The sequence below is a fragment of the Streptomyces sp. NPDC030799 genome (assembly GCF_055572255.1).
The window spans coordinates 221,375-246,748 of record NZ_JBVIDS010000001.1; the positions used below are offsets into that span (position 1 = coordinate 221,375).

Annotated in this window: 21 protein-coding genes; 8 read left to right on the forward strand and 13 right to left on the reverse strand. The window is 71.3% G+C overall.

Going from position 1 to position 25,374, the window contains the following annotated elements:
• Positions 1 to 42 precede the first annotated feature (42 nt).
• Positions 43 to 1,089: a hypothetical protein gene (locus ACZ41I_RS00955; RefSeq protein WP_468319619.1), complete on the reverse strand. Its 1,047-nt coding sequence runs from the start codon at positions 1,087 to 1,089 to the stop codon at positions 43 to 45.
• 207 nt (positions 1,090 to 1,296) lie between these two features.
• Positions 1,297 to 3,888 carry an aminopeptidase N gene (gene pepN, locus ACZ41I_RS00960; RefSeq protein ID WP_468512872.1) on the reverse strand — a complete coding sequence of 864 codons (2,592 nt, stop codon included), beginning with the start codon at positions 3,886 to 3,888 and terminating at the stop codon, positions 1,297 to 1,299.
• Between the two features lie 138 nt (positions 3,889 to 4,026).
• Between pepN and ACZ41I_RS00965 the strand changes: the two genes are divergently transcribed.
• Positions 4,027 to 4,671, forward strand: a complete 645-nt coding sequence (locus tag ACZ41I_RS00965) for a mycothiol-dependent nitroreductase Rv2466c family protein (protein ID WP_399768999.1) — start codon at positions 4,027 to 4,029, stop codon at positions 4,669 to 4,671.
• A 237-nt stretch (positions 4,672 to 4,908) separates the two neighbouring features.
• Here ACZ41I_RS00965 and ACZ41I_RS00970 read toward each other — a convergent pair whose 3' ends face one another.
• The 7 genes from ACZ41I_RS00970 to ACZ41I_RS01000 all read right to left on the reverse strand — a co-directional run bounded on the left by ACZ41I_RS00970 (position 4,909) and on the right by ACZ41I_RS01000 (position 12,637).
• Positions 4,909 to 6,297: an amino acid permease gene (locus ACZ41I_RS00970; protein WP_363214859.1), complete on the reverse strand. Its 1,389-nt coding sequence runs from the start codon at positions 6,295 to 6,297 to the stop codon at positions 4,909 to 4,911.
• A 122-nt stretch (positions 6,298 to 6,419) separates the two neighbouring features.
• Complete coding sequence (locus ACZ41I_RS00975) at positions 6,420 to 7,319, reverse strand: TauD/TfdA dioxygenase family protein (RefSeq protein ID WP_363214858.1); 900 nt, start codon at positions 7,317 to 7,319, stop codon at positions 6,420 to 6,422.
• Between the two features lie 13 nt (positions 7,320 to 7,332).
• A complete protein-coding gene (locus tag ACZ41I_RS00980; RefSeq protein WP_399769004.1) occupies positions 7,333 to 8,670 on the reverse strand; it encodes an LLM class flavin-dependent oxidoreductase in 1,338 nt (445 codons plus the stop codon).
• Entirely contained in the window at positions 8,667 to 9,383 is a 717-nt protein-coding gene (locus ACZ41I_RS00985; protein WP_468512873.1) for an ABC transporter ATP-binding protein, read from the reverse strand. The genes ACZ41I_RS00980 and ACZ41I_RS00985 overlap by 4 nt, the downstream gene beginning before the upstream one ends.
• Complete coding sequence (locus ACZ41I_RS00990) at positions 9,359 to 10,207, reverse strand: ABC transporter permease (protein WP_399769008.1); 849 nt, start codon at positions 10,205 to 10,207, stop codon at positions 9,359 to 9,361. Before ACZ41I_RS00990 ends, ACZ41I_RS00985 begins: the two co-directional genes overlap by 25 nt.
• On the reverse strand, positions 10,204 to 11,268 hold the full coding sequence (locus ACZ41I_RS00995) for an ABC transporter substrate-binding protein (protein ID WP_468512874.1): 1,065 nt from the start codon (positions 11,266 to 11,268) through the stop codon (positions 10,204 to 10,206). Before ACZ41I_RS00995 ends, ACZ41I_RS00990 begins: the two co-directional genes overlap by 4 nt.
• A gap of 169 nt (positions 11,269 to 11,437) precedes the next feature.
• Entirely contained in the window at positions 11,438 to 12,637 is a 1,200-nt protein-coding gene (locus ACZ41I_RS01000; protein ID WP_468319608.1) for an ROK family protein, read from the reverse strand.
• A 440-nt stretch (positions 12,638 to 13,077) separates the two neighbouring features.
• Between ACZ41I_RS01000 and ACZ41I_RS01005 the strand changes: the two genes are divergently transcribed.
• Entirely contained in the window at positions 13,078 to 13,659 is a 582-nt protein-coding gene (locus ACZ41I_RS01005) for a biotin transporter BioY (RefSeq protein ID WP_363214852.1), read from the forward strand.
• Here the strand turns inward: ACZ41I_RS01005 and ACZ41I_RS01010 are convergent.
• Both ACZ41I_RS01010 and ACZ41I_RS01015 read right to left on the reverse strand, forming a co-directional pair.
• Complete coding sequence (locus tag ACZ41I_RS01010; protein ID WP_468513070.1) at positions 13,598 to 14,980, reverse strand: FAD-binding oxidoreductase; 1,383 nt, start codon at positions 14,978 to 14,980, stop codon at positions 13,598 to 13,600. The genes ACZ41I_RS01005 and ACZ41I_RS01010 overlap by 62 nt on opposite strands.
• Before the next feature lie 80 nt (positions 14,981 to 15,060).
• Entirely contained in the window at positions 15,061 to 16,485 is a 1,425-nt protein-coding gene (locus ACZ41I_RS01015) for an amino acid permease (RefSeq protein WP_399769018.1), read from the reverse strand.
• Between the two features lie 214 nt (positions 16,486 to 16,699).
• Here ACZ41I_RS01015 and ACZ41I_RS01020 point away from each other — a divergent pair, with 214 nt between their 5' ends.
• A complete protein-coding gene (locus ACZ41I_RS01020; protein ID WP_399769020.1) occupies positions 16,700 to 17,185 on the forward strand; it encodes a ribose-5-phosphate isomerase in 486 nt (161 codons plus the stop codon).
• Between the two features lie 103 nt (positions 17,186 to 17,288).
• Positions 17,289 to 18,098, forward strand: a complete 810-nt coding sequence (locus ACZ41I_RS01025) for an Fpg/Nei family DNA glycosylase (protein ID WP_399769022.1) — start codon at positions 17,289 to 17,291, stop codon at positions 18,096 to 18,098.
• Positions 18,099 to 18,159: 61 nt separating this feature from the next.
• Here ACZ41I_RS01025 and ACZ41I_RS01030 read toward each other — a convergent pair whose 3' ends face one another.
• Positions 18,160 to 19,401, reverse strand: coding sequence for a GNAT family N-acetyltransferase (locus tag ACZ41I_RS01030; protein WP_399769024.1), 1,242 nt, complete (start codon positions 19,399 to 19,401; stop codon positions 18,160 to 18,162).
• 186 nt (positions 19,402 to 19,587) lie between these two features.
• Here ACZ41I_RS01030 and ACZ41I_RS01035 point away from each other — a divergent pair, with 186 nt between their 5' ends.
• Positions 19,588 to 20,760 carry a PP2C family protein-serine/threonine phosphatase gene (locus ACZ41I_RS01035; RefSeq protein ID WP_363214847.1) on the forward strand — a complete coding sequence of 391 codons (1,173 nt, stop codon included), beginning with the start codon at positions 19,588 to 19,590 and terminating at the stop codon, positions 20,758 to 20,760.
• A gap of 115 nt (positions 20,761 to 20,875) precedes the next feature.
• On the forward strand, positions 20,876 to 21,337 hold the full coding sequence (locus tag ACZ41I_RS01040; protein ID WP_399769028.1) for an HD domain-containing protein: 462 nt from the start codon (positions 20,876 to 20,878) through the stop codon (positions 21,335 to 21,337).
• A gap of 19 nt (positions 21,338 to 21,356) precedes the next feature.
• Here the strand turns inward: ACZ41I_RS01040 and ACZ41I_RS01045 are convergent, their stop codons facing one another.
• Complete coding sequence (locus tag ACZ41I_RS01045) at positions 21,357 to 22,511, reverse strand: acyltransferase family protein (RefSeq protein WP_468512875.1); 1,155 nt, start codon at positions 22,509 to 22,511, stop codon at positions 21,357 to 21,359.
• A gap of 439 nt (positions 22,512 to 22,950) precedes the next feature.
• On the opposite strand from ACZ41I_RS01045, the gene ACZ41I_RS01050 reads away from it, so the two are divergent.
• Positions 22,951 to 23,145 (forward strand): hypothetical protein, encoded by a 195-nt coding sequence (locus ACZ41I_RS01050; RefSeq protein ID WP_363214845.1) that lies wholly within the window; start codon positions 22,951 to 22,953, stop codon positions 23,143 to 23,145.
• A 63-nt stretch (positions 23,146 to 23,208) separates the two neighbouring features.
• Complete coding sequence (locus tag ACZ41I_RS01055) at positions 23,209 to 25,350, forward strand: protein kinase domain-containing protein (protein WP_468319599.1); 2,142 nt, start codon at positions 23,209 to 23,211, stop codon at positions 25,348 to 25,350.
• Positions 25,351 to 25,374 lie beyond the last annotated feature (24 nt).

The following is a 25,374-nucleotide window of genomic DNA, read 5'->3' on the forward strand; positions in this document are numbered from 1 at the left end:
GTGGCCCCTCCTCTCCCCTCCTGGTGTCCTCCCCGGCCGTCACTACCGGGGAAGCACCACGACATAGGCGGCCGGGTCGCGGTCGGCCGACGCCATCAGGGCGGTACGCACCACCGCCGCCTGCTGCTCCAACCCGTCCCGCAGCTTCTTCGGGGTGATGTACACGACCGTGATCCCCAGGCGTTCCAGGTGCTCGCGCTTGCGGGCGTACTCCGACCACAGCGCGTCGTCGTCCTGCTGGTGGCCCTGCCGGGTCGCGCGGGTGTCCAGCTCCACCGCCACCGCCTGGTCGGGCCAGTACGCGTCCACGCCGCCGAGGTGCGGGCCGCCGGGCAGGCGCAGGTCGACGTTCCAGACCGGGTCGGGCAACCCGTACTCGGTGACCATCCGGTACAGCCGGTCCTCGGCGATCGAGCGGCCCTCCGCCACGAGCGCGTCCACCGCGTCCACCACGTGGGGGCGGTTCAGCAGTTTGGCGTGGGTCAACTCCCGTACGATCGAGGCGGGTTCGCAGTGGCCGCCGCGCACCGCCTCGGTCAGCAGCCGCCGTACCGCCTGCGCGTCCGTCAGCTCCGCCACCGCGTCCGCCAGCGCCCGCGGCACCGGCGCCACCGGCAGGCCCGTCACCGCGCGCGGATTGGGCAGCGAGGGCGTGCGCAGGACCCGGACGTAGCCCGCGGAACGCAGCCGACGCAGCCGCGGGACCAGCACGTCGACGTGGTCCAGGGAGAGCAGCGGCGGGGTGGTCGAGAAGCCGTGGAGGGTGAGGGCGGCCAGGCCCGTGATCATCGCCTCCGCGTAGACCGGGCGGTGCGGTTCCTCCGCCGTCGGCTGGGCCGGGACACCCGGCGTGGACTCGCGGGCCGCGTACAGCAGCGCCCCGTGCAGACGCTCCTCGCTCGTCGGCGGTCCGGGGTGCAGCAGGACCACGTTCGGCAGCAGCAGCTGCCAGGGGCCGCCGGGGCGGCACTGCTCGGTCAGCTCGGCCGTCGTCACACCGTGGGCCCGGAGTTGAGCCGCCGTCAGGACGCGGCGGTGGACCTCGGAGAGGTGACGGAGGGGGCGGGGGGAGAGCGGGGTGTTGTTCATGGCGTCGGGATTCCCGCGCCCGGTACCCGCTGTAACCGCTGTTACACGCCCGTCGAGAAATGCGGACAAGCCGGGACTAAAGGTCAGGTGTTCGGATGCCGAGTAGGGAAGCAAAACCCCTGGTCCGATCGGGTGCGGACCAGGGGTTACGGCTACTCTTGCCCGAATTTCGTAACGGTCACCGGCCGGGAAAGCTCAGGCCAAGGCTCAGTGGCCGACGGACGTCGCATCGCACTCCTGGGCGCGCAGCGCCCGCGCCAGGTCGTCCCGCGCCTCCAGCACCAGCCGGCGCAGCGCCGGCGCCGCGTTCCGGTGCGCGTCCAGCCACGCGTCCGTCGCCCGAAGCGTCTCCGGGCGGTCCTGCAGCGCCGGGAACAGGCCGCGTACGACGTCCATGCCGATCTGGATGGACCGCTCCCGCCACAGCCGCTCGATCGCCGCGAAGTACTTCTCCGCGTACGGCGCGGTCAGCTCCCGCTGCGAGGGCTGGCCGAAGCCCGCGATCGTCGCCTCCACCAGGGCGTTGGAGAGGGCGTCGGACTCCACCACCTGCGCCCACGCCTGTGCCTTCACCGCGGCCGAGGGACGGGCGGCCAGGCAGCGCACCTGGTGCCGCTTGCCGGACGCCGTGTCGTCGCGGGCCAGCTCGGCCGCCAGCACCGACTCGTCCGCCACCCCGTGCGCGGCCAGCGGCTCCAGGAACGCCCAGCGCAGCTCCTGGTCCACCTCCAGGCCCTCGACCGTGGATGTGCCGTCCAGCAGCTCGCGCAGCAGCTTCAGGTCCGGCTCGGCGGAGGCCACGGTCGCGAAGAAACGGGCCCAGGCCAGCTGGTGCTCACTGCCCGCCCCGGCCGCCCGCAGCTCCCGCAGCGCGCCCTCGGCGAGCAGTTCCCCGCCGGTCTCCCGCCACTCCGGCGCCGCATAGTGCACCAGCGCCGAGTTCGCCCACGCGTGCAGCATCTGCAGCACCCCGATGTCGGACTCGCGGCCCGCGAACCGCAGCACCAGATCCACGAAGTCCCGTGCCGGCAGCAGCGCGTCCCGGGTCAGGTTCCACAGCGCCGACCAGCACAGGGCACGGGCCAGCGGGTCGGTCAGCGCGCCCAGGTGCTCCTTGAGGGTGGCCAGCGAGACGTCGTCGAAGCGGATCTTGCAGTACGTCAGGTCGTCGTCGTTGACCAGGACCAGCTCCGGGGCCTCGGCACCCGCCAGGTCCGCGACGACCGTGCGCGGGCCCTCCACATCCGTCTCCACGCGCGCGTAGCGCTCCAGCGCGCCCTCGGGCGTCCGCCGGTACAGGCCCACCGCGACCCGGTGCGGACGCTCCTCGGGGTGCTCCGCCGGGGCGATGGGGGCCGCCTCCTGCACCACCGCCAGCTCGGCCACCCGGCCCTGCGCGTCCAGCAGCACCTGCGGCGTCAGCGAGTTGACCCCGGCGGTCTGCAGCCAGGAGCGGGCCCACGCGCTCATGTCCCGGCCGCTGGTCTCGCCCAGCACCGACAGCAGGTCGCCCAGGCGCGTGTTGCCGTACGCGTGGCGCTTGAAGTAGCGGCGGGCGCCCTCCAGGAACGCGTCCTGGCCGACGTACGCCACCAGCTGCTTGAGCACCGAGGCGCCCTTGGCGTAGGTGATGCCGTCGAAGTTCAGCTTGGCGTCCTCCAGGTCACGGATGTCCGCCGTGATCGGATGCGTGGACGGCAGCTGGTCCGCGCGGTACGCCCAGGCCTTGCGGCGGTTGGCGAAGGTGATCCACGCGTCCTTGAAGCGGGTCGCGCCGACGTTCGCGAAGGTGCCCATGAAGTCCGCGAAGGACTCCTTCAGCCACAGGTCGTCCCACCACTCCATGGTGACCAGGTCGCCGAACCACATGTGCGCCATCTCGTGCAGGATGACGTTGGCCCGGCCCTCGTACGACGCCTGCGTCACCTTCCCGCGGAAGATGTACTCCTCGCGGAAGGTCACCAGACCCGGGTTCTCCATCGCGCCCAGGTTGTACTCGGGCACGAACGCCTGGTCGTACTTCCCGAACGGGTACGGGTAGTCGAAGTGGTCGTGGAAGAAGTCCAGGCCCTGCTTGGTGACCAGGAAGACGTCGTCGGCGTCGAAGTGCGGGGCGAGCCCCTTGCGGCACATCGCGCCGAGCGGGATCTCCAGCTCGGTGCCGTCCTCGAACCTGCGGGTGTAGGAGTCGGTGACGTAGTGGTACGGGCCCGCCACCACACAGGTGATGTACGTCGAGATCGGCTTGGTCTCCGCGAACCGCCACACGCCGTCGGCCAGTTCACCCGCGCCGTTGCTCCACACCGTCCAGCCCTCGGGCGCCCGCACCTCGAAGCGGTACGGCGCCTTCAGGTCCGGCTGCTCGAAGTCGGCGAAGACCCGGCGGGCGTCGGCGGGCTCGTACTGGGTGTAGAGGTACACCTCGCCGTCCTCGGGGTCGACGAAGCGGTGCAGGCCCTCGCCGGTGCGCGAGTAGGCGCACTGGGCGTCCACCACCAGCTCGTTCTCGGCGGCCAGGTCCTCCAGCGTGATCCGCGAGCCGTCGAAGACCTCGCTGGGGTCCAGGTCACGGCCGTTCAGCGACACGGCGGTCACGCTCGGCGCGACCAGATCGGCGAAGCTCGCCGCGCCCGGCTCGTTGCAGCGGAAGCGGATCGTGGTCACCGAGCGGAACGTGCGCGGCTCGCCGTCCCCGTCGCCGACGGCGGACCTGAGGTCCAGGGACACGTCGTACCCGTCGACGGACAGCAGAGCGGCCCGCTCCCGGGCCTCGTCGCGGGACAGATTCTCACCGGGCACGGGCGGCACTCCCTTGTGATCGCGTGGATGACGGCTGAACAGCACCGATCCTGCCATGTGCCCCTGACGGGCAGCACCGGGGAATGGCCGGGCGGACACGGGTGTTTGCCTGGAAAAGCGTTCCCCTTGAGGAGAGACATGTCGGACAAGACCCCCGTCGACTTCTGGTTCGACCCGGTGTGCCCCTGGGCCTGGATGACCTCCCGTTGGGTCCTGGAAGTGGAGAAGGTCCGCGACATCGAGGTCCGCTGGCATGTGATGAGCCTGGCGGTGCTCAACGAGAACAGGCTGGACGAACTGCCCGAGGAGTACGCCGAGAACATGCGGCCCGGGGGCAGGACCTGGGGGCCGGTACGGGTGGCGATCGCGGCCCAGCAGCTGCACGGCGACGAGGTGGTCGGCAGGCTCTACACCGCGCTCGGCACCCGCTTCCACAACGAGGGCCTCGGCGTGAACCGCGACAGCATCGCCGCCGCCCTCGCCGACGCGGACCTGCCCGCCGACCTGATCGGGTTCATCGACAAGGACACCTACGACACGGAACTGCGCGCCTCACACAAGGAGGGCATCGAGAAGGTCGGCCAGGACGTCGGCACCCCGGTCATCGCGGTCCCGGGCCCCGACGGCGAGCAGATCGCCTTCTTCGGCCCGGTGGTCACCCCGGCCCCGAAGGGCGAGGAGGCGGCCCGCCTGTGGGACGGCACGCTCGCGGTCGCCTCGGTGCCGGGCTTCTACGAGATCAAGCGGACCCGCACCAAGGGCCCCGACTTCAGCAACCTGTAGGTCACCGGGCAGGTCACCGACTGGGAAAGCCCCCGTGAGTCACGTCCTCACGGGGGCTTTCCGTTTCTCCGTCTGCCGCCGTGAAGGGTGAGAAGACGATCACGAGGCAGGACGTCCACCTTATTGCAACCATCTTGCAAGTGCACGCCAGCAACAAGAGTGGCCGGGCAGTAGAGCGGCCCCGACAGAAAGGCCCCCACGTGTCGCACGTGGGGGCCTCGCCGGTCTCCGGCGGTGTCAGCGCCGGGCGCGCGCCCGCTGCCAGGCGTAGCCGGCCGCGGCCAGGAACAGGGTCATCGCGCCGGTGGAGTACAGCTGGATCCGGGTGTCCGGCTCGCGGGCCATCAGGGCGAAGATCGTGACCATGCCGGCCAGCGCGACCCAGGTCAGCCACGGGAACGCCCACATGCGCACGACCAGCTTCCCGGGAGCCTCGCGCTCGATACGGCGGCGCAGCAGCAGCTGGGAGACCGCGATGAACATCCAGACGACCAGGATGACCGCACCGATCATGTTCAGCAGCCACTTGAAGACGTCGTCCGGCCGCCAGTAGCTGAGCAGCACGCAGACGAATCCCAGCACACAGGAGGTCAGGACGGCGATCCGGGGAACCCCGCCGGAGAGCTTCGCCAGCACCTTCGGGCCCTGGCCGCGCTCGACCAGCGAGTAGGCGATGCGCGAGGAGCCGTAGATGTTGGCGTTCATGGCGGAGAGCAGGGCCACCAGGACGACCACGTTCATCAGCTGGCCGGCGCCGGGGATGCCGAGGTGGTCCAGCGTGGCGACGTAGGGGCCCTTCGCCACGACGTCCTCGGAGTCCCACGGGACCAGGGTGACCACCACCGCCATGGAGCCGATGTAGAAGAGGGCGATGCGCCACATCGCCGTACGGACGGCCAGGGCCACGCCCTTGACCGGGTTCTCCGACTCGGCCGCCGCGATGGTGACCGTCTCCAGGCCGCCGTAGGCGAAGACGGACGCGAGCAGGCCGATGATCAGGCCGTTTCCGCCGTGCGGGAGGAAGTGGGTCAGGTGCGCGGTGCCGGGGGCGTCCGTGCCGGGCAGCACGCCGGTGATCGCCAGCACGCCGAGGACCAGGAAGAGGGAGATCGCGCCGACCTTCAGTGCGGCGAACCAGAACTCGAACTCGCCGAAGTTCTTCACGGCCGCCAGGTTCGTGCCGCAGAAGACGACCATGAACAGTGCGACCCAGAGCCACTCGGGGGTGCCGGGCAGCCAGCCGGACACGATGTGTGCGGCGCCCATGCCCTCCAGGCCGACGGCCGTGCACAGCAGCACCCAGAACGACCAGCCGGCGGCGAAGCCCGCCCAGGGGCCGATCGCCCGCTCGGCATGCGCCGAGAAGGAACCGGACGACGGATACGCGGCGGACATCTCGCCGAGCATCCGCATCACCAGCATCACCAGGAGGCCGGAGATCGTGTAGGCGACGACGATCGACGGGCCGGCGGCGGCGATGCCCGCGCCGGAGCCGACGAACAGACCCGCGCCGATCACCCCGCCGAGGGCGATCATCGACAGATGGCGCTGCTTGAGGCCGTGGGAGAGGGAGCCGCCGGACTGTTGCTGCGGCGGCGTCTCGGTGGTCGTGCTGCTGCTGGGCATTGGGCGCGGCTCTCCCCCGGGCAATGGGCGGGTAAAACCCCGCCAGTCTGGGCGGCCCGTCCGCTCAGGCGAAGGGGCCGTCCAGTATCCGGACATCCGCTGTACGCAGAGTCACCGAGCGGTCACGCGGCCACCGGCGTGTAGTGCGAGGCGTCACCCTCGATCGAGTAGCTCTCCTTGCCGTCGATGCCGGCCGGGACGTCACCGGCGACGGTCACCCGGTGCAGGCGCCGCGGCTGTCCGTCGTAGTTGTCCACGGCGTAGTGCTGGGTGATCCGGTTGTCGAAGAGGACGAGCTCGTTCTCCGCCCAGCGGTGGCGCAGGATGTTCTCCGGGCGGGTGACGTACCCCTGCAGGAGGTCCAGGATCTTGCGGGACTCGCCGGCCGACAGGCCCACGATCCGCTGCGCGAACCCGCCGATGAACAGCCCCCGCTCCCCGGTCAGCGGATGCACCCGGACGACCGGATGGGCGGTGCGGTACGTGATGGACGTGAACTGGGCCCGCTGGGCCGCCTTCTCCTCGTCGATCTCCTCGTCCGGTACGGCGTAGTCGTAGTCGTTGGTGTGCTCGGCCCACAGGGTGTCGGCGAGGCGGCGCAGCGGCTCGGGCAGGTCCCGGTAGGCGGCCGCCGCGTTCGCGATCAGTGTCTCGCCGCCGTACGGCGGGACCGTGATCGAGCGCAGGGTGCTGGCCTGCGGCGGGTTGAGGACGAAGGTGACGTCGGTGTGCCAGTGGTTGGCGCGGCCCCGCTCGCTGTCCACGGGCAGCACGTTCGGGGCGCCGTCCACCGCGCCGACCGTCGGATGGGCGGTGGTCAGATCGCCGAAGTGGCGGGCGAAGGCCTGCTGGCCGGCGTCGTCGAAATCTCCGGCGGCACCCGCGTCGAAGACGAGCGCCTTGTGGACGTTCAGGGCCTCGCGGATCGCGGCGACCTCCTTCGGGGCGAGCGGGCGGGTGATGTCGACGCCGGAGACGCGGGCGCCGATGCGGGCGGTGACCTTGGTGATCTCGATGGACATGTGCGGGTCCTCTCTAGGTGAAGGCCGGGGTCAGGTACTGGTTGGCGGGGCGGGGGAGGCCGTAGCGCTCCCGGAGGGTCTGGCGGGGGCCGTACGCGTCGCGGAACAGACCGCGGGCGCGCAGCACCGGTACGACGTGCTCGACGAACGCCTCCAGGCCGGAGGGCAGCACGGCCGGCATGATGTTGAAGCCGTCTGCCGCGCCCCGGGTGAACCAGGTCTCGATCTCGTCGGCGACCTGCTCGGGCGTCCCGGCGAAGGTGAGGTGGCCGCGCCCGCCGCCGAGCCGTGCGATCAGCCGGCGGACGGTGAGCCGCTCGCGCCGGGCCAGCTCCACGACGAGTGTGTAGCGGCTCTTGGCGCCCTCGACGGCGGACTCGGGCGGCAGGTCGGCGGGCAGCTGGGCATCCAACTCCAGTGTGCCCTGGGGGAGTTGCAGCAGGCTCTCCAGCCGGACCACCCCGTGCTCGTACACGATGTGGTCCTCCAGCAGCTGCTCGGCCGCCCGTGCCTCCGCCTCCGTCGACCCGAGGACGGGCACGATCCCGGGCAGCACCTTGATGTGCTCGGGGTCGCGTCCGGCCCGCTCGGCGCGGGACTTGAGGTCGGCGTAGAAGGCCTGGGCGTCGGTGAGGGTCTGCTGGGCGGTGAAGACCGCCTCCGCGTACCGGGCGGCGAAGGCCCTGCCGTCCTCGCTCGACCCCGCCTGCACCAGGAGCGGGTGGCCCTGGGGGCTACGGGGGACGTTGAGGGCGCCGGCGACACCGAAGTACGTGCCCTGGTGCCGGGCCGGGTGAATCTTGCTGTCGTCGCCCCAGACACCGGCTGCCTTGTCGGCGACGACCGTGTCGTCCTCCCAGCTGTCCCACAGCTTCCGCGCCACGTCGAGGAACTCGGCGGCACGGGCGTACCGCTCGGCGTGCGCGGGCTCCGCGGCGAGCCCGAAGTTCCGGGCGGCCTCCGCTCCCGCCGTGGTGACGATGTTCCACCCGGCCCGGCCGCCGCTGATGATGTCCAGCGAGGCGAACCTGCGGGCCAGGTTGTAGGGGGAGTTGTAGGACGTGGAGGCGGTGGCGATCAGGCCGATGTGCTCCGTGGCCGTCGCCAGCGCGGTCAGCAGGGTGAGCGGTTCCAGGGCACCGGCCGGGCGCTGGGCGAGGTTGCTCCACAGCTGGGGGCCGTCGGCGAGGAACAGCGAGTCGAAGGTGCCGCGCTCGGCGATCCGCGCGAGCCGCACATGGTGCTGCAGATCGACGTGCGCGTACGGGTCGCTCTCCGGAAGCCGCCACGAGGCCTCGTGGTGCCCGGTGTTCATCAGGAACGCGTTCAGGTGCAGCTTTCTCCGTGTCACCGGTGGTCCTCCGTGACGCCCAGTGCGGTCAGCAGTCGTGTCCGGTACTCGCCGTGTGCGTGCGCTGTGCGGTCGACGGCCAGGTCGAGGCCGATCCGTCCCCGGTCGAGGACGAGGACGCGGTCGGCGAGCGCGATCGCCTCGTCGACGTCGTGGGTGACCAGGAGCACGGACGGGCGGTGGCGCTGCCACAGGGCGCGCAGCAGGTTGTGCATCCTGATCCGGGTCAGCGCGTCCAGCGCACCGAACGGCTCGTCCGCCAGCAGGAGTTCCGGTTCGCGGACCAGGGAGCGGGCGAGCGCGGCCCGCTGGGCCTCGCCGCCGGACAGCTCGCCCGGCCAGGCCCGCTCGCGGCCCTTGAGACCGACCTCCGCGAGGGCGGCACGGCCGCGTTCCGCGGCGTCCTTGCCGTCCAGGCCGAGGACGACGTTGTCCAGGACCCGGTGCCAGGGCAGCAGCCGGGAGTCCTGGAAGACCACCGAGACCCGCTCCGGCGCGGCGAGCCGCCCGCTGCCCGTCACCCCGTGGTCCAGGCCCGCGACCGCCCGCAGCAGGGTGGACTTGCCCGAGCCGCTGTGCCCGAGCAGGGCCGTGAACTGGCCCGCGGGCAGGTCGAGGTCGATGCCGTCGAGGACCGTACGGCCCTCGAAGGACCTGGTCAGGCCGCGGAGCCGGACGGCCGGCCGGGTCAGTTGCTCAGTGTGCGGCGCCACGACAGCACCCTCCGTTCGATCAGACGGACCACGCTGTCGGAGACCAGGCCGAAGACGCCGTAGATCAGCAAGCCGACCAGGATGACGTCGGACTGGCCGTAGTTCTGCGCCTGGAACATCAGGTAGCCGAGCCCGTTGGTGGCGTTGATCTGCTCCAGCACCACCAGCCCCAGCCAGGAGCCGGTCACGCCGAGCCGGAGCCCCACGAAGAATCCGGGCAGTGCGCCGGGGACGACGACCTTGCGGACGAAGGCGAGCCGCGACAGGCCCTGCACCTCCGCGAGCTCGACGTAGCGGCCGTCGATACCGGAGAGCGCGGCGTGCGTGTTCAGGTAGATCGGGATGTAGACGACGATCGCGATGATGGCGATCTTGAACGTTTCGCCGATGCCCAGCCAGAGGATGAACAGCGGGATCAGACCGAGGGGCGGGATCGCCCGGTTGAGCTGCACGGTCCCGTCGATCAGCGCCTCCCCGGTCCGGCTGAGCCCGGAGGCGAGCGCGAGCAGCACGCCGGCGGTGAGACCGATCGCGAAGCCGTATCCGGCCCGGGTCAGCGAGGTCAGGACGTCCGTGGACAGCGTGCCGTCGGTCCACAGGTGGCCGGCGGTCCTCAGCACCGTCCAGGGCGCCGGTATCGCACCGGTGTCGAGCGCTCCGGCGGCGGAGGCGGCGGCCCACAGGGCGAGGACGGCGAGAGGGCCGATCAGCCGGGCGGCGGGCAGCCGGCGGCCGGGGGACAGGCGGCGGCGCCGGCGGACCTGGGGCAGCTCCCCGGCCTCCGCCGCCGCGACGGCGGTCGTCGTCGTGGTCACGGCGCTCATTTCCGGTACTCCTCGGGTACGGCCTTGGCGGCGATCGGCTCGAAGCGGTGGTCGAAGAGCGAGGAGACGTCGAACTTCTTCACGAAGCCGCCCTCGGCGAGCAGATCGGCCGTCTCCTGCTCCCACTTGATCGCCTCGTCCCAACTGGGCGGGAAGAGAGGCTTGTTGGCGAGCCTGGTGATGCCCTGTGCCTGCTGGAGGGTCAGGTTCTGCGTCTTGACGTAGAACTCCTCGTTCCACACGTCCGGGTGCTCGTACTGCCACACCTGGCCCTTGGCCCACTGCGAGATGTACGCGGCGATCGCGGCGGCCTTCGCGGGGTCGTTCAGCACCGACTGCGGGGCCCACAGCAGGTTCAGCAGGTCGACCACGTCGGTGGAGACGGTGCGGGCGCCCTTGGCCTCGTACTGCTTCAGATACGCGGGCACCTGGCTGTTGGGGAGCGGGGCCACGTCGACCTGCCCGGACTGCAGCGCGGTCAGGAACTGGTTGCTGGTCAGCGGGACGAGCTTCACCTCGTCGTACGACAGGCCCGCCTGCTTCAGCGCCCGCAGCAGGACGACACCCTGCGCCTGCCCCTGCGAGAACGCGAGCCGCCTGCCCTTGAAGTCACCGACCGCGCGGATGTCGCTGCCGGGCCTGGTGGCGAAGAGATAGTTGGGTTTGCGGGTGATGTCGATCGCCACGATCTTCGCGTCGAAGCCCTGGTAGTGCGCCTGGATCGGCGGGATGCCCGCGTTGTTCGCGAGGTCCAGCGACGTGGCGCGGAAGGCGTTGATGACATCCGGACCGGCGCCGATGTTCAGCCAGTCCGACACCGCGAACGGCAGCTGGGGCAGCTTCGCCAGCTTGAACTGCAGCTGCTGCACACCTTGGTAGGAGGCGATCTTCAGGCTGGTGCCGGCCGGGACCTTGTCGGCGAGCGGCCTGGTCGCGGCGCCGCTGGTGTCGGCGGAGGCGTCGCCCTTGGCGCAGCCGCTGAGGCCGACGGCGGCGGACGCGCCCAGCAGGGAGGTGAGAAAGACACGACGGTGCATGGGAGGACTCCGTGATTTCTGCATGCGAGGAAAGCAGGAAGACATGCGGAATTCCGGGCGGGAAGAGGGGAATTCACGCAGGGAGACACGCGCTCCGAGGCGCGTCGGCGCGTCAGCAACAGAAGGTGCGACAGCTCATGAACAGGATGTTCCCGGCCATGTTCAGCCCCTGTCAACATTCCGAGTTTCTGAATTAATTCGATTCGGGCGACGTGCCCAACGGGTCCCGGTAGAGGACGTCCAAAACCACGGATCCGCCTGCCACGGCGAGTACGGCCGCCGGGAAACTCGTCGGTATCACGGCCGCCGCACGGCTCTTTCCGGCCGCTTCCCGCAGCGCGGCAAGGCAGTCCTCGAAGTGGATCGTGCCCACCTCGGTCACCACGACCGTCTCCGGATTGAGCACGTCCAGCAGCAGCCCGGCCGCCCGCCCGGTGGCCCGCGCCCGCTCCACCAGCAGCCGCCGGGCCACCGTGTCCCCGGCCGCCGCCGCGGCCACCACATGCATCGGGTTCGCCGAGTCGATCACCCCGGCCGCCCGGGCCCGCCGGCACAACGTCCGCTCGCTCAGCTCCCCTTGCAGGCAGCCGCTACGGCCGCACGCGCACGGCTCGGTGCCGCCCGGCACCGGCAGATGCGCGATCGCCCCGGCCGCCGAACGCGGCCCGTGGTGCACCTCGTCGTTGGTGGCGAAGGCCGCGTCGACCACATTGCCCACGAACAGGTGCAGCACGCTCCGGCTGCCCCGGGCCCGCCCGAACAGCCGCTCCCCGTTCACCAACGCCCGCGCATGCCCGTCCACATGAACCGGCAGTCCGGTGCGGGCGCCGAGCAGTTCCCGTACCGGCACCTCGCGCCAGCCCAGCAGCTCGTGCTCGACCACGCTGCCCTTCTCCCGGTCCACCCAGCCGCCGACCGCCACCCCGACCCCCAGCGGCCGCCGGCCCGGCACCCCGGTGAGCAGCTCGCAAAGCTCCTCGGCGGCCCGGGCCAGCACCCACCCCGCATCGGTCCGCTCGTGCTTCAGCTCCCGCCGGGCCACCACCCGGCCGCGCAGGTCCAGCAGTGCGACGGTCGTGTACGGCACGGCCACATGCACCCCGCCGACGAGGAACCCCGTGTCGTCCAGATCGACGGGCACGTGCGGCCGGCCCACCCCGTTCGAGCGGCGGGGCGCGGCGGACTCCCGGATCAGGCCGAGTCCGCTGAGCCGGGCACAGTGCTCGGTCACCGACGCGGGCGACAGCCCGGTCAGCCGGGCGATGGTGCTGCGCGCCACCGGCCCGTGCTCCAGCACGGACCGCAGCACGACGCTGGCGCTGGTGCGCCGCCGGTCGCTGTCGGCGGCACGCGGAACGGGGGAGACAAGGGTGGATACCGCGGTACGGGGCATGGAGGACCGTCCTCGGAAGCGGGGCCGACACGTCTCGGAAAGGCGAGGCGCGCCGCGAAGCCCGCCCCTACCCCGGGCGGCGACAGGTGGCCGTGCCCTGGCGTCGCAGGTCGACATAGCGACGCGAGGTGAAGTACCGGGCCTGGGCAACCATGGCTGGAAGAGTAGGGCAGGAAGCTGGATCCGGCCAGACGACCCGGATTCCTTTGGCAGGATTCCTTTGGTGGGACTCCACAGTTCTCACGGTGCGCCCCCGAGTGAGCGACACGCCCCTGCCTCAGTGACCAGTGTCACGCCCTGATCGGTGTAACCCGCACTCTTTGTGCGGAGCCCACCAAGCTCTCGTTCCGCCATTTGTCGAGCGCTGACGGTGATCGACCCGAGGCGGCTGGGATAGCGTCACCGTGTCCGAGCATGTTCCCGTCATCCGCGGAGTCCCCATGAGCACCGCCACCGCCACCGCTCGCCCCGGCGCAGTCCTCGCCGACCTGCTCCCCGCATCCCGCGTCCGCGACGCGGCCCTCGTCGTCGGCGGCGCCGTGCTCACCGGGCTCGCGGCCCAGGTCGCCCTCCCGGTGCCCGGGTCCCCGGTGCCGGTGACCGGGCAGACCTTCGCCGCGCTGCTCGTCGGCACCGCGCTCGGCGCCCGCCGCGGCTTCCTGTCCCTCGCCCTGTACGTGCTCGCCGGTGTCGCGGGTGTGCCGTGGTTCGCGGGCGGCACCTCCGGTGCGGCCTCGCTCTCCTTCGGCTACCTCCTCGGCATGCTGCTCGCCTCGGCGGCCGTCGGCGCCCTGGCCCGGCGCGGCGCCGACCGCTCGCCGCTGCGCATGGCGGTCACGATGATCCTCGGCGAGGCGATCATCTACGCCGTCGGCGTGCCCTACCTGGCCCTCGCCGGCCACCTGCCCCTCTCCCAGGCCGTCGCGCTCGGCCTCACCCCGTTCCTGATCGGCGACGCCCTCAAGGCCGCCCTGGCGATGGGCGCGCTGCCCACCGCCTGGAAGTTCGCGAACAAGCGCTAGTGCCCCGACACTGGACGCCGTAGTTCCTGCGGAAGAGGTTCGCCGGGTCATGGGTCTGCTTGACCCGGGCGAGCCTCTTGCGCGTTTCGGGGCCGTACAGCCCGGTGTTCCTGTCCCCGGCCCCGAAGGCGAAGTTGAGTGAGCGGCCGAGGGTGTCCTCGGCCAGCAGCGCGAACGCCGGGTCCAGCACGGCCCGCGCCTGCTCACGCTCCCCGGCCGTCAGCAACCGCACCAGGAACCGCCCCTCGCGGTACGGCACCGCGTTCGGCGCCGGCCGGGCGAGCGCGCCGCCCAGGTGGTTGATCTGCACCACGCACATCGGGCCCGCCCCCGGCCCGGTCGCCCTCAGCAGGTCACCGGCCCGCTCGACGTCCAGGTCCCGCAGTACCGCGCTGTCCCCGTAGTAGGCGTGCGGGAAGTCGGGGTCGCTGTGGATGGTGTGGCTCTCGGCGTACGGCATCGCGCGCAGCGAGTCCGACAGCAGCGGGCCGATCTCCCGGAGCGGGGCCACGGTCCGCTCACCGTCGGTGCCGGTCCAGGCGACCCGGATCGAGACGACGTACGTGCCGCGCAGATGCGGGGGCAACGCGGGCAGGTCCGGGTACGGTACGGCGGCGAAGGACGAGGTCAGCCCGTCCGGCACGGTCCGTGTCCAGGCCTCGTAGGCCCGCAGCACCGCCGCCGGGTCCACCACGCCTCCGTCGAAGGCGAGCGAGCCGCCGTACAGGGTGCGCACCGGCACGAGCCCGATCTCCAGCTCGGTGACGATCCCCAGATTCTGCCCGGCACCGAGCAGCGCCCAGTACAGCTCGGGATCGGACTCCGGGCCGACCCGGCGCAGCTCACCGTCGGCGGTGACGACCTCCAGCCACCGCACATGGTCGGCCGCGTACCCGAACTCACGGGCGAGGATGCCCAGTCCGCCGCCCAGGGTGTACGACACCGCGCCCACGCTCGGCGCCGAACCGTTCAGCGGCGCCAGCCCGTACGGCTCGGCGGCCGCGACCACCTGTCCCCAGCGCACCCCGGCCTGCACCCGGACGGTACGGGCCCCGGGATCCACGCCGGTCCCGTTCATCCGCCGCGTGGTGACGAGCATTCCGTCGTCGTAACCGCCGGGCAGCCCGTGCCCGGTCGCCTGCACCCCGACGGGCAGCCCCTGGGCCGCCGCGTACCGTACGGCGGCCACCACGTCGGCCGCCGAGCGGGCGGGCACGATCACGGCGGGCCGCTGGGCGAAACCGAGCTGGAAACCGGCGAGTTCGTCGTCGTAACCGGCGTCGCCGGGGCGCAGGAGGGTCAGGTCCAGGTGCTCGTCCACGTAGGTCACGGCATGCAGCATGGCCGCATAACCTGACAAGTGCCGTCAGGTTATGCGGCCATGTTCAGCCGGAGGGCGGATCAGCCGACGGAGACCTTGTCGGCCGGGGCCTCGGCGGCCGGGACCGGGCGGTTCGCCTGGACCTTCTGCTTCACCACGGCGATCAGCACCACGACCGCCGCCACACCCACCGACAGCAGCACGGTCGTACGGCCGCTGCTCTCGCCCTCGGTGTCGGTCAGCATGTAGCCGAGGACGCCGACGATGAAGGCGGCCGTGACCCAGGTCAGGTACGGGTAGAGCCACATCTTCACGATGAGCTTCTCCGGCGCCTCCCGCTGGATGATCTTCCGCATCCGCAGCTGCGAGAAGCAGATGACCAGCCACACGAACAGCGCGACCGCGCCACTGGAGTTGACCAGGAAGAGGAACACGGTCTTCGGGTAGGCGTAGTTGAAGAACACCGCCACGAAACCGAAGACGACCGAGGCGAGAATCGCCGTCATCGGCACACCGCGGGAGGTGGTGCGGGCGAACGCCTTCGGGGCGTCACCGCGCTGGCCCAGCGAGAACGCCATGCGGGAGGCGGTGTAGAGGCCCGAGTTGAGACAGGACAGCACCGAGGTCAGCACGATGACGTTCATGATCTCGCCGGCGTGGGCGATGCCGAGCGAGTCCAGCGCGGCGACGTAGGAGCCGTCCTTCTTGATGGACGGGTCGTTCCACGGCAGCAGCGAGACGACGACCAGGATCGAGCCCAGGTAGAAGACGCCGATGCGCCAGATGATGCTGTTGGTGGACTTGGTGACCGCGCGCTGCGGGTCCTCCGACTCGCCGGCCGCCAGGGTCGCGATCTCGCTGCCCATGAAGGAGAAGACGACGAGCAGCACACCGGTGAGGATGGCGCCGGGGCCGTGCGGCAGGAAGCCGCCGTGGTTCGTCAGGTTGCCGAAGGACGCCTTGTCGGCGTGTGCGCCCGGCAGGACGCCGAACACGGCCAGCAGACCGATGACGATGAACGCGCCGATCGCCACGACCTTGATGCCGGCGAACCAGAACTCGAACTCGCCGTAGGAGCCGACGGAGACCAGGTTGGTCGCGGTCAGCACGATCATCACGATGAGCGCCCAGGCCCACTGCGGCACGTTCGGGACCCAGCCGTGGAGGATCCCGGCGCCGGCGGTGGCCTCGACGGCCAGCACGACGACCCAGAAGAACCAGTACAGCCAGCCGATGGAGAAGCCGGCCCAGCGGCCGAGGGCACGGTCGGCGTGCGCGGAGAAGGAGCCGGAGGTGGGGTTGGCGGCCGACATCTCGCCGAGCATTCGCATGACGAGGACGACGAGGGTGCCGACGAGGGCGTACGACAGGAGGATGCCGGGTCCCGCGGTGGCGATGCCGGAGCTGGAACCGACGAAGAGGCCGGCTCCGATCACACCACCGATCGCGATCATCGACAGATGGCGGTTCTTGAGTCCTGCTTGGAGGCCCGAACCAGGGGTCATGGACGGATTTCCTTTGCGCCAGGAGGAGCAGCTCGTATGAGCGGTGTACGAGTCGGTCCAGTGAATCCGAGGCGAACGAATTCGGGAACCTCTGAATCCGTATCGTTACTTGAGGTTCCCTTGAGGTTCTATGGCCCGGCTCACATTTTTGACACATTTTGTGGCGCCGCCACCCGAGGCTGCTGCCCCCAAAGAGGCGTGTCACACTCATTGCATGCGCGTGTATCTCGGCTCCGACCATGCGGGCTACGAACTCAAGAACCACCTCGTCGACTGGCTCAAGGCGGCGGGTCATGAGCCCGTCGACTGCGGGCCGCACATCTACGACGCCCAGGACGACTACCCGCCCTTCTGTCTGCGCGCCGCGGAGAAGGCGGGTGCGGACCCCGACGCCCTCGGCATCGTGATCGGCGGCTCCGGCAACGGGGAGCAGATCGCGGCGAACAAGGTGAAGGGCGTGCGGGCCGCGCTGGCCTGGAGCGAGGAGACGGCGGCGCTGGGACGGCAGCACAACAACGCCAACGTGGTCGCCGTGGGGGCGCGTATGCACAGCACCGAGGAGGCGACGAAGTTCGTCGAGGTGTTCCTGAACACCCCCTTCTCCGGTGACGAGCGGCACATCCGCCGGATCGACATGCTGTCGGCGTACGAGACGACCGGCGACCTCCCGCCGATCCCCGCCCACCACCCCGAGCAGTAGCCTCCGCCGGCTGGTCCGCCCCGCCCGGCCCGCTCGTTCGTCCCTCGGTCGACCGAGCCGGGTGGGCGGGCGGGCGAAGAGGACCCGAAAGGACACCCCCGCCGTGCCGGAAGGGCACACCATCCATCGGCTGGCCCAGGACTACGCCGCCCGCTTCCGCGGCACGGCCCCCCGCGTCACCAGCCCCCAGGGCAAGTTCTCCGACGCCGCCGCCCTCCTGGACCGCGCCGAGCTGACGGCCACCGAAGCCCACGGCAAGCACCTCTTCCTGCGCTTCCGGGACACCGACTGGGTCCACATCCACCTCGGCCTGTTCGGCAAGGTCGGCTTCGGGGACGCCCCCGCGCCCCCGCCGACCGACACCGTCCGGCTCCGGCTCGCGCACGACACGTCGTACGTCGACCTCCGCGGCCCCACCACCTGCGCGCTGATCACGGACGAGGAGAAGCGCGCGATACACGCCCGTCTCGGGCCCGACCCGCTCCGTGGGGACGCCGACCCCACCGCGGCGTACCGGAGGATCTCCCGCAGCCGTACGACGATCGCCGCGCTGCTCATGGACCAGAAGATCGTCGCCGGCGTCGGCAACGTCTACCGCGCCGAGGTCCTCTTCCGGCACGGCATCGACCCGTACCGGGCAGGCAGGGACATCACACCGGCCGAGTGGGACGCCCTCTGGTGCGACCTCGTCGCGCTGATGCGCGAGGGCGTGCGGAACAACCGGATCGACACCGTACGGCCCGAGCACACCCCGCAGGCCATGGGCCGGCCGCCGCGCGTGGACGACCACGGCGGCGAGGTGTACGTCTACCGCCGCGCCACCCTGCCCTGCCACATCTGCGGCACCGGTGTCCGCACCGCCGACCTCGCCGCCCGCAACCTCTTCTGGTGTCCCGCCTGTCAGAAACGATGAGACCGGGGACCCAGGACCTGTCCGCCGGATCCTGTCGCAGCCGCGGGGTCTGCCACAGGCCCTAGAAGCCGTGCGGCAGCCACGGGGCCACCGCTGATCCGAACGCCACCGACGCCTGTGCCAGCGCCCCCGGCCGCAGCTCCCGCACCCGTCCGGCGCCCGCCAGCGACAACAGGGAGACCCCGCCGAGATAGGCCGCGCCCAACTCCCGTACGGACAGCGCCAGCTCGGCCGCATCGGAGGTGCGCTCGCAGGACGCCCCCTTGGCGTCCCCGGTGAGCCGCCAGCGCCCCGCGTTCCAGGGGCAGAAGGTGTCCTCGACGTCCAGTACGACGTCCACGGGCGCCAGATACGTACGCGCCGGCAGGGACGTGCCCACGTCCACGAGACGGAGGTGTCCGGCGTCCCGCAGCCGTGGCCGGCAGCGGCGGATGTCGGAGACCAGGTGCTGCCAGGCCTCGTCGACCGGCCGCCCCCGCACCTGCAGTGTCGTCATCAGGTCGATGCCGAACAGGAAACGCCACAGCGCGGCCCCGGTCGCCGGATCGAGGGCGGCCAGGTCCTCAAGGGTCACCGTCCCGTCGTGCCCGCTCGGCCCCCAGCCCGTCTTGGTGCGGAAGCGGGCGTACCCGGTGACCTCCCCGTCCCGTTCGGCGACCACGCACTGCAGGGCCGACGCCCCGTTCCGGTCGCTCTCCGGGTCGAGCAGGCCGACCTGCTCCCAGCCGGGCTGCCGGGCCAGCATGCCGGGGCGGCGGGGCACCAGCGCCGCGTACACCGCCTCGCACTCCGCCAGGACCGCGGCGGGCGGGGCGTAGCGCACCCGCACCTCGTCGGTGCCCGCGGGCAGGGTCAGGCCGACCCGGCCGGTGTCGATCTCGGCGTTGATCTGGAAGGTCGCCGTGCCGAAGCCGAAGCGGCCGTAGATGGCGGGCTCGGAGGCGAACAGGGCCGCCAGTGGCTCGCCCTTGGCGTGCGCGTCGTCCAGCAGCCGCCGCATCATCGCCGTCAGGATCCCGCGCCGCCGGTGCGTCGCCGCCACGCTGACCATGGTCACGCCGGCCGTGGGCACCACCGCTCCGCCCGGCACGGTCATCCGGAAGCTGAAGGCCCCGGACGTACCGACGATCGCGTCCGCGTCCCAGACGGCCAGGGAGCGGTCGAACTCGGTGACGGATTTGTCCAGTTCGCGCTCTTCGGGTGAGGCGGGCCCGCCCCCGAACGCACGGACCAGGTGGTCCCACCACCGGTCGAACTCCTCAGGGCGCAGTGTCTTCGGCTCGGTCCCGCGGTCAGTCCCCATGAGCCATGCCTATCAGGGCATTGCGGGACGAGCCAGTGAATTTCTCCCGGCCGGCGGCGCGATGGCCCCGCGTGCCGTTCACTGCGGGACGAACGACCCGGCGAACCATGAAGTTGGGCCTCGCACGAGGGACAAGTGGGACCTCCCGTGCCAAGCAGCCGGTCCGATGGATAGGGTCCCGGACTAATGGCAGCAGGACGAGGGCGGCGCGCGAAGGCCGAGACGTTCACGGCCCGGTGGAAGATGCAGTGGCACCGGGTCCGCGTCGGCCTGCGCAGAAGCGCCGTGGACTACTTCCGCGGCGACGGTTCCGACTGGATCGCGTTCGCCGGACTGCTGCTCGCCATCCCGGTCCTCATGGCCATGACGCTGGCCGACTCGGTGTGGTGCTCCCCGGCCACGCTGGTGCTGCCGATCGTCGCGGGCGGTCTGCTGCTGCGCCCGGCGAGCCTGCTCGGCCTGTACGCGGCCGGGGCCACCGCGCTGATCGTGGAGTCGGTACGGCTCGGCCCCTACACCGAGGGCCCCTCCCGGGTCACCCCGGGCGTCGTCCTGGTCGTGGCGGCCTGCGGTTTCTTCGGCCTGCTCACGGCCCAGTTCCGCAGCCGGGTCGGCGTGCCCTGGCGGCGCGGCGGCACCATGCTGTTCGACCTGCGCGAGCGGATCCGGGTGCAGAGCAAGCTGCCCAAGCTGCCGCAGGGCTGGCACCACGAGATGGCGCTGCGCCCGGCCGGCGGCCAGTCCTTCTCCGGCGACTTCGTCGTCGCGGCCCGTACCAACGGCGGCCGGACCCTGGAGGTCGTCCTCACGGACGTGTCCGGCAAGGGCATGGACGCGGGATCGCGCGCCCTGCTGCTCTCCGGCGCCTTCGGCGGCCTCCTCGGTTCCCTGCCCCCGCACGCCTTCCTCCCCGCCGCCAACGGCTACCTCCTGCGCCAGGACTGGGACGAGGGCTTCGCCACCTCCATCCACCTGGTCCTGGACCTGGACTCCGGCGACTACGAGCTGTACTCCGCCGGCCACCCCCCGGGCCTGCAGCTGAGCGCGGGCAGCGGACGCTGGGAGGAGAAGGCCGCCGAGGGCCCGCTGCTCGGCGTGTACGACGGCGCGCAGTTCGACCCGGTGAAGGGCTCCCTGCGCCCCGGCGACGTCCTGATGCTGTTCACGGACGGTCTGGTGGAGACCTCCGACCGCGACATCGTCGAGGGCATCGACCGCCTCACCGGCGAGGCCGACCGCTATGTCGCCGGCGGCTTCCACGGCGCCGCCTGGCACCTCATCGAGGCGGTCGCGAAGGACGTCAACGACGACAGGGCCCTCCTCCTGATCTGCCGCCAGGCGTCGGGACCCGCCCGCTGAGGCCGTGCGCCTGCTCCGCCGGGAGGGACTGCCCGGGCAGGGGCCGTACGTCCCACCGCTCGTCCACGACTCGTCCACGGCGCGGTCACGGGCGGCTTCGCGAGACACTGGGCCGATGACACAGCTCACGCTCGCCGAGGTCGAGGCTCTCGCCCGTGCCGCCCATGCAGGACAGACCGACAAGGCGGGGCGGCCGTATGCCGAGCATCTCGCCGCCGTCGCCGCGGGGGTGCGGGCGCGGGGCGGGGACGCCGAGCAGATCGCGGCGGCCTGGCTGCACGACTCCGTAGAGGACGACGCGCTGTCCCGGGAGTGGCTCGCACAGGCGGCGCTGAGCGCGCGGACCAAGGCCATCGTGGACGCCCTCACCAAGCGGCCGGGGGAGGGGCCGCAGGCGTACGCACGGCGGATCCTCGCCACGGAGGGCGCCCGGCTGGTGAAGCAGGCCGACCTGGCGCACAACGCCGACCCGGAGCGGCTCGCGGCCCTGGACGAGCCGACCCGGAAACGCCTGACCGAGAAGTACGCACGAATGCGCGCACTGCTCGGTCCGGAGGAGCCGGGTACTAGACGCTGACCTTCTCGCGTTCCTTCTTCTAGCGCTCGCGGGCCAGTTCGGCCGCGTCCTGCTCGAACGCCCACTCCAGCCTCGGCTCCATCGCGAAGCGGAACACCCGCTGCACCGGCCGGGTGCACAGCAGCGTGACGGCGGCGGCCGCGAGGACGGTGACCGCGGCCGAGCCGAGCACGCCGTACCGCTGGGCGAAGTCGAAACCGCCCGCGTAGAGACAGCCCTTCACCACGAAGCCGTGGAGTAGATAGCCGTACAGCGTGCCCGCTCCGAGAGCGGTGAACCACATCCTGCGGCGCGGCACCCAGGCGAAGAAGCACGCGGTCAGCAGCAGGGAGCAGCCGAACAGTGCCAGCGTCATGAGCGGCCCGGCCCACCAGGGTGCACCCAGGTCCTGCGCGGCGCTCTCCCGGTAGAACCAGCCGACGTCCATGCGCGGTGCGCTCCACCAGCCGACGGCCAGTGCCGCTGCCACCACCGGTACCGACGCGATCCGCACCCACCTGCGGCGCAGCGCGGTGAAGTGCTCGGGCTTCAGGCTGAGGCCCAGCACGAAACAGGGCAGGAACTGCAGGACACGACCGAGGTCGAGACCGCTTTCCGTGCCCGCGGAGACCGAGCCGAGCATGGCGACCCCCAGCGCGACCGGCACCGGCCAGCGCACCAGCTTCCACAGGGGGCTGAGCAGGCGCCAGACGAACAGCGCGCACAGGAACCAGGTCAGGTACCAGGGGGAGAAGAGGTTGAACGGCTGGTCGGTGACATGGCCGACGTAGCGCCGGAACAGCGAGTAGGCCGCCTGGAACAGGACGTACGGCACGGCGACACCGGTGATCAGACGCTTCAGGCGGTCCGGCCGCAGATCGAAACTGCGGGAGAAGTAGCCGGAGATGATGATGAACGCCGGCATGTGGAAGGTGTACACCACGTCGTACAGGCCTTCGAGGATCCGGCTGTCGCTCTTCACCGGAGCCCAGGAGTGGCCCACCGCCACCAGGACGATCGCCAGGTACTTGACGTTGTCGAAGAACGCGTCGCGCTGTTTGCCCGGTCTGTCCACCGGGGGCTGCCGCTCCTGCGTACCCATCGGGGTGTGCGGACCGGCTGCTCCGTCCGCCGGCGGCTGTGCCGGGGGGAGCGGCCTGCGGTTCTGGCCGGGGAGCGAGGCGGCGTCAAACATCTGAGGCACCCTAGCGTCGTGTGTGGGATTTCGTAAAACTCCCGCAGGCATTCCTGGTTAGCGGCTTCGTATACCCCCGATTTACCGAACTCGACGTCCGCACCTGCGTGATGATGGGCACACAGTAGGCCGCCCGTTCGTCCCTGTTGTCCGATTAATCCAAACCAATTGGTGCATATGTCACGCCTGTGCGGTCAATTCGAATTACCTGCGCAGATGGTGTGTGCGCAGCGAAACGAAGTCGCGCAATATCCCGAGCAGTCGTCCGCGGAGGCCTCCTCGAATTACTGTCCGGCGCACCCCTCGTGCCGAGCCCGCGCCCCACGTTGCGTCATGGGCCGCATAGCCCGGCCGGGTTGGTGGCACGATGGTTCTGGCGGGGGTGCGCGGACCGTACCTCCGGGCCGGGAGAGCGGACCGACCGAGGGTGTGATCAGTTGTGGCCATTTCACTGTCTGTGGTGCTGCTGTTGGCGATCATCCTTGTAGTGCTGCTGCGAGGGGGGAACATCAAGGCAGGACCCGCGATCGTCGCGATCCTCTTCGGCTTCTTCCTCGCCTCGACCGGCATGGCCCCGTCCATCGACCGCTTCCTGAACTCGATAGCGGACTCCATCAGCTCGATCAAGTTCTGACCGGTGCGGGGCGACCGGAGCAGAACGTGCTGAACAACTGAAGCAACGGGGGACCTCAGGAGTATGGCGCTGCGCGAGACGGATCCGGCGGAGATCGGCGGCTACCGGATCGAGGACCGCCTGGGCAGCGGCGGCATGGGCGTGGTGTATCTCGCCCGGTCCGCCTCCGGCCGCCGGCTCGCGGTCAAGGTCGTCCACGGCCAGTACGCCGACGACGACGAGTTCCGCATCCGGTTCAGCCGCGAGGTGGCCGCCGCGCGTCAGGTCAGCGGCGCCTTCACGGCCCCCGTGGTGGACGCGGACGCCGACGCCCCGCGCCCCTGGATGGCCACGCTCTACATCCCCGGCGAGGACCTCGGCACCCATGTCCGGCGCCACGGCCCGCTCCCGCCGCACCGGCTGCGCGAACTCGCCGCCGGCCTCGCCGAGGCACTGCGTGACATCCACCGTGCCGGAGTCGTCCACCGGGACCTGAAACCGGCCAACGTCATGCTCGCCGCGGACGGCCCGCGCGTCATCGACTTCGGCGTCTCGCGCGCCGCCGAGTCCACCGCCGCCGACGCCCTCACCCAGACGGGCCGGGTGATGGGCACCCCGCCCTTCATGTCCCCCGAGCAGTTCACCTCGCCGCACGAGGTCGGTCCCGCCACCGACGTCTTCTCCCTGGGCGCGGTCCTCGGGTACGCGGCCACCGGGCGCGGGCTCTTCGACAGCGCCGGCTACTGGGAGACGGCCACGAAGGTCGTCGAGGGCGAGCCGGACCTCGACGGACTGCCCGACGATCTGCTCCCTTTCATCCGGCTCTGCCTGGAAAAGCACCCCAAGTCCCGGCCGACCTCCGACGAGCTCCTCCACCTGCTCCGCGAGGGCCGCCTGCCCGAACCGCGCCTGCAGCCCGCACAGCCGCACACCGAGCCCGTACGGCCGCGTGTGCGGCGCCGCAGGCTCTGGCTGGCATCGGCGGCGGGCGCACTGGTGCTCGCGGCGACGGCCTCCGCGGCCGCGCTGCGGCTGACCGGGGGCGCGGACGGCTCGCGCGGCGACCTGCCCGCCGGGTGGCACGCCTGGCAGGCCCAGGAGACCGACAGGGCAACCACCGCCGGTGGGTCGTTCACCTCCTGTGCCGCGCTCGACGGCGGGCTGGTCTGCGCCGGAGACGGCCTCAAGGCCGTTCGCTTCTCGCTGGCCACCGGCAAGATCGCGTGGAGCCTCCCGGAGGCCGACCACCCCGACCGGAACAACGGGGGCGGCAGCTACCCCGACAGCGGGGTGATCGGCACGCACGGACACGACGTCTACACCGTCGCCGACAGCAAGCCCCGCTCGGCCGAGAACAGCCGCTTCGTCTTCCAGGCCGTCGACGCCCGCACCGGGAAGGTCCGCTGGAACAAGCCCGTCGGCGAGGAGAAGCCCACCACCGTGGACGGCACGGTGGCCATCACGTCCGACGGCCCGATCGTCACCTACGGCGAGAGCGGCAGAACCTACTCCCTGCTGGACCCCGCCCACGGGACCCCCCGCTGGACACGCACCATGCCCGAGTACGGCAACTGCCAGGTCCGCAGCGTGGCCGGCAACGGCTATCTCGTGTGCGTCGACGACGACAGCACGTACACCACGGTCGCCCGGCTCGACCCCGCCCACGGCACGGCCCGCTGGGCCACCCGGGTGGACGGCCCCTTCACCTTGGCCGGCCAGACCGGCGGCCGCCTGGTCCTTGTCACCTCCCCGGACTCCCCCGTGGGGCCGGAGGCGACCACGATTCCTCCCTACCGTCGCATCACCCTGCTGGACCTCGCCGACCGCTCGCGCCGCGTCGTACCGCTGGACCGCGCCGTGCCCTGGGCCGCCACGCCCACCCTGGCCGGCGGCACCCTCTACTTCGTCCTCGACAGCGGCGAGATCCGCGCCGTCGCCCCGGCCACCGGCCGCACCCTGTGGGACGCCCACTCCTCCATCGAACGCCCCGGCTCGCCCCTGGTCGCCGGCGACTACGTCCTCATCGCCTCCCCGGGCGGCCGCCTCGCCGCCCTGGACCGCCGCAGCGGCAAGGAGGTGCACAGCGTGCCCGGCCGCGGCACCGGCCTCGAACCCTTCACCGGAGACACCGGCGCGCAACCGGTCCTCCATGGAGACGCCCTCTACGTCCCCTACGGCCTGCGCTCGGTCTACAGCGTGGACGTGAACACCCTCCAGAGCCCCTGACCGGATTCGGGCACCTGGGGGACA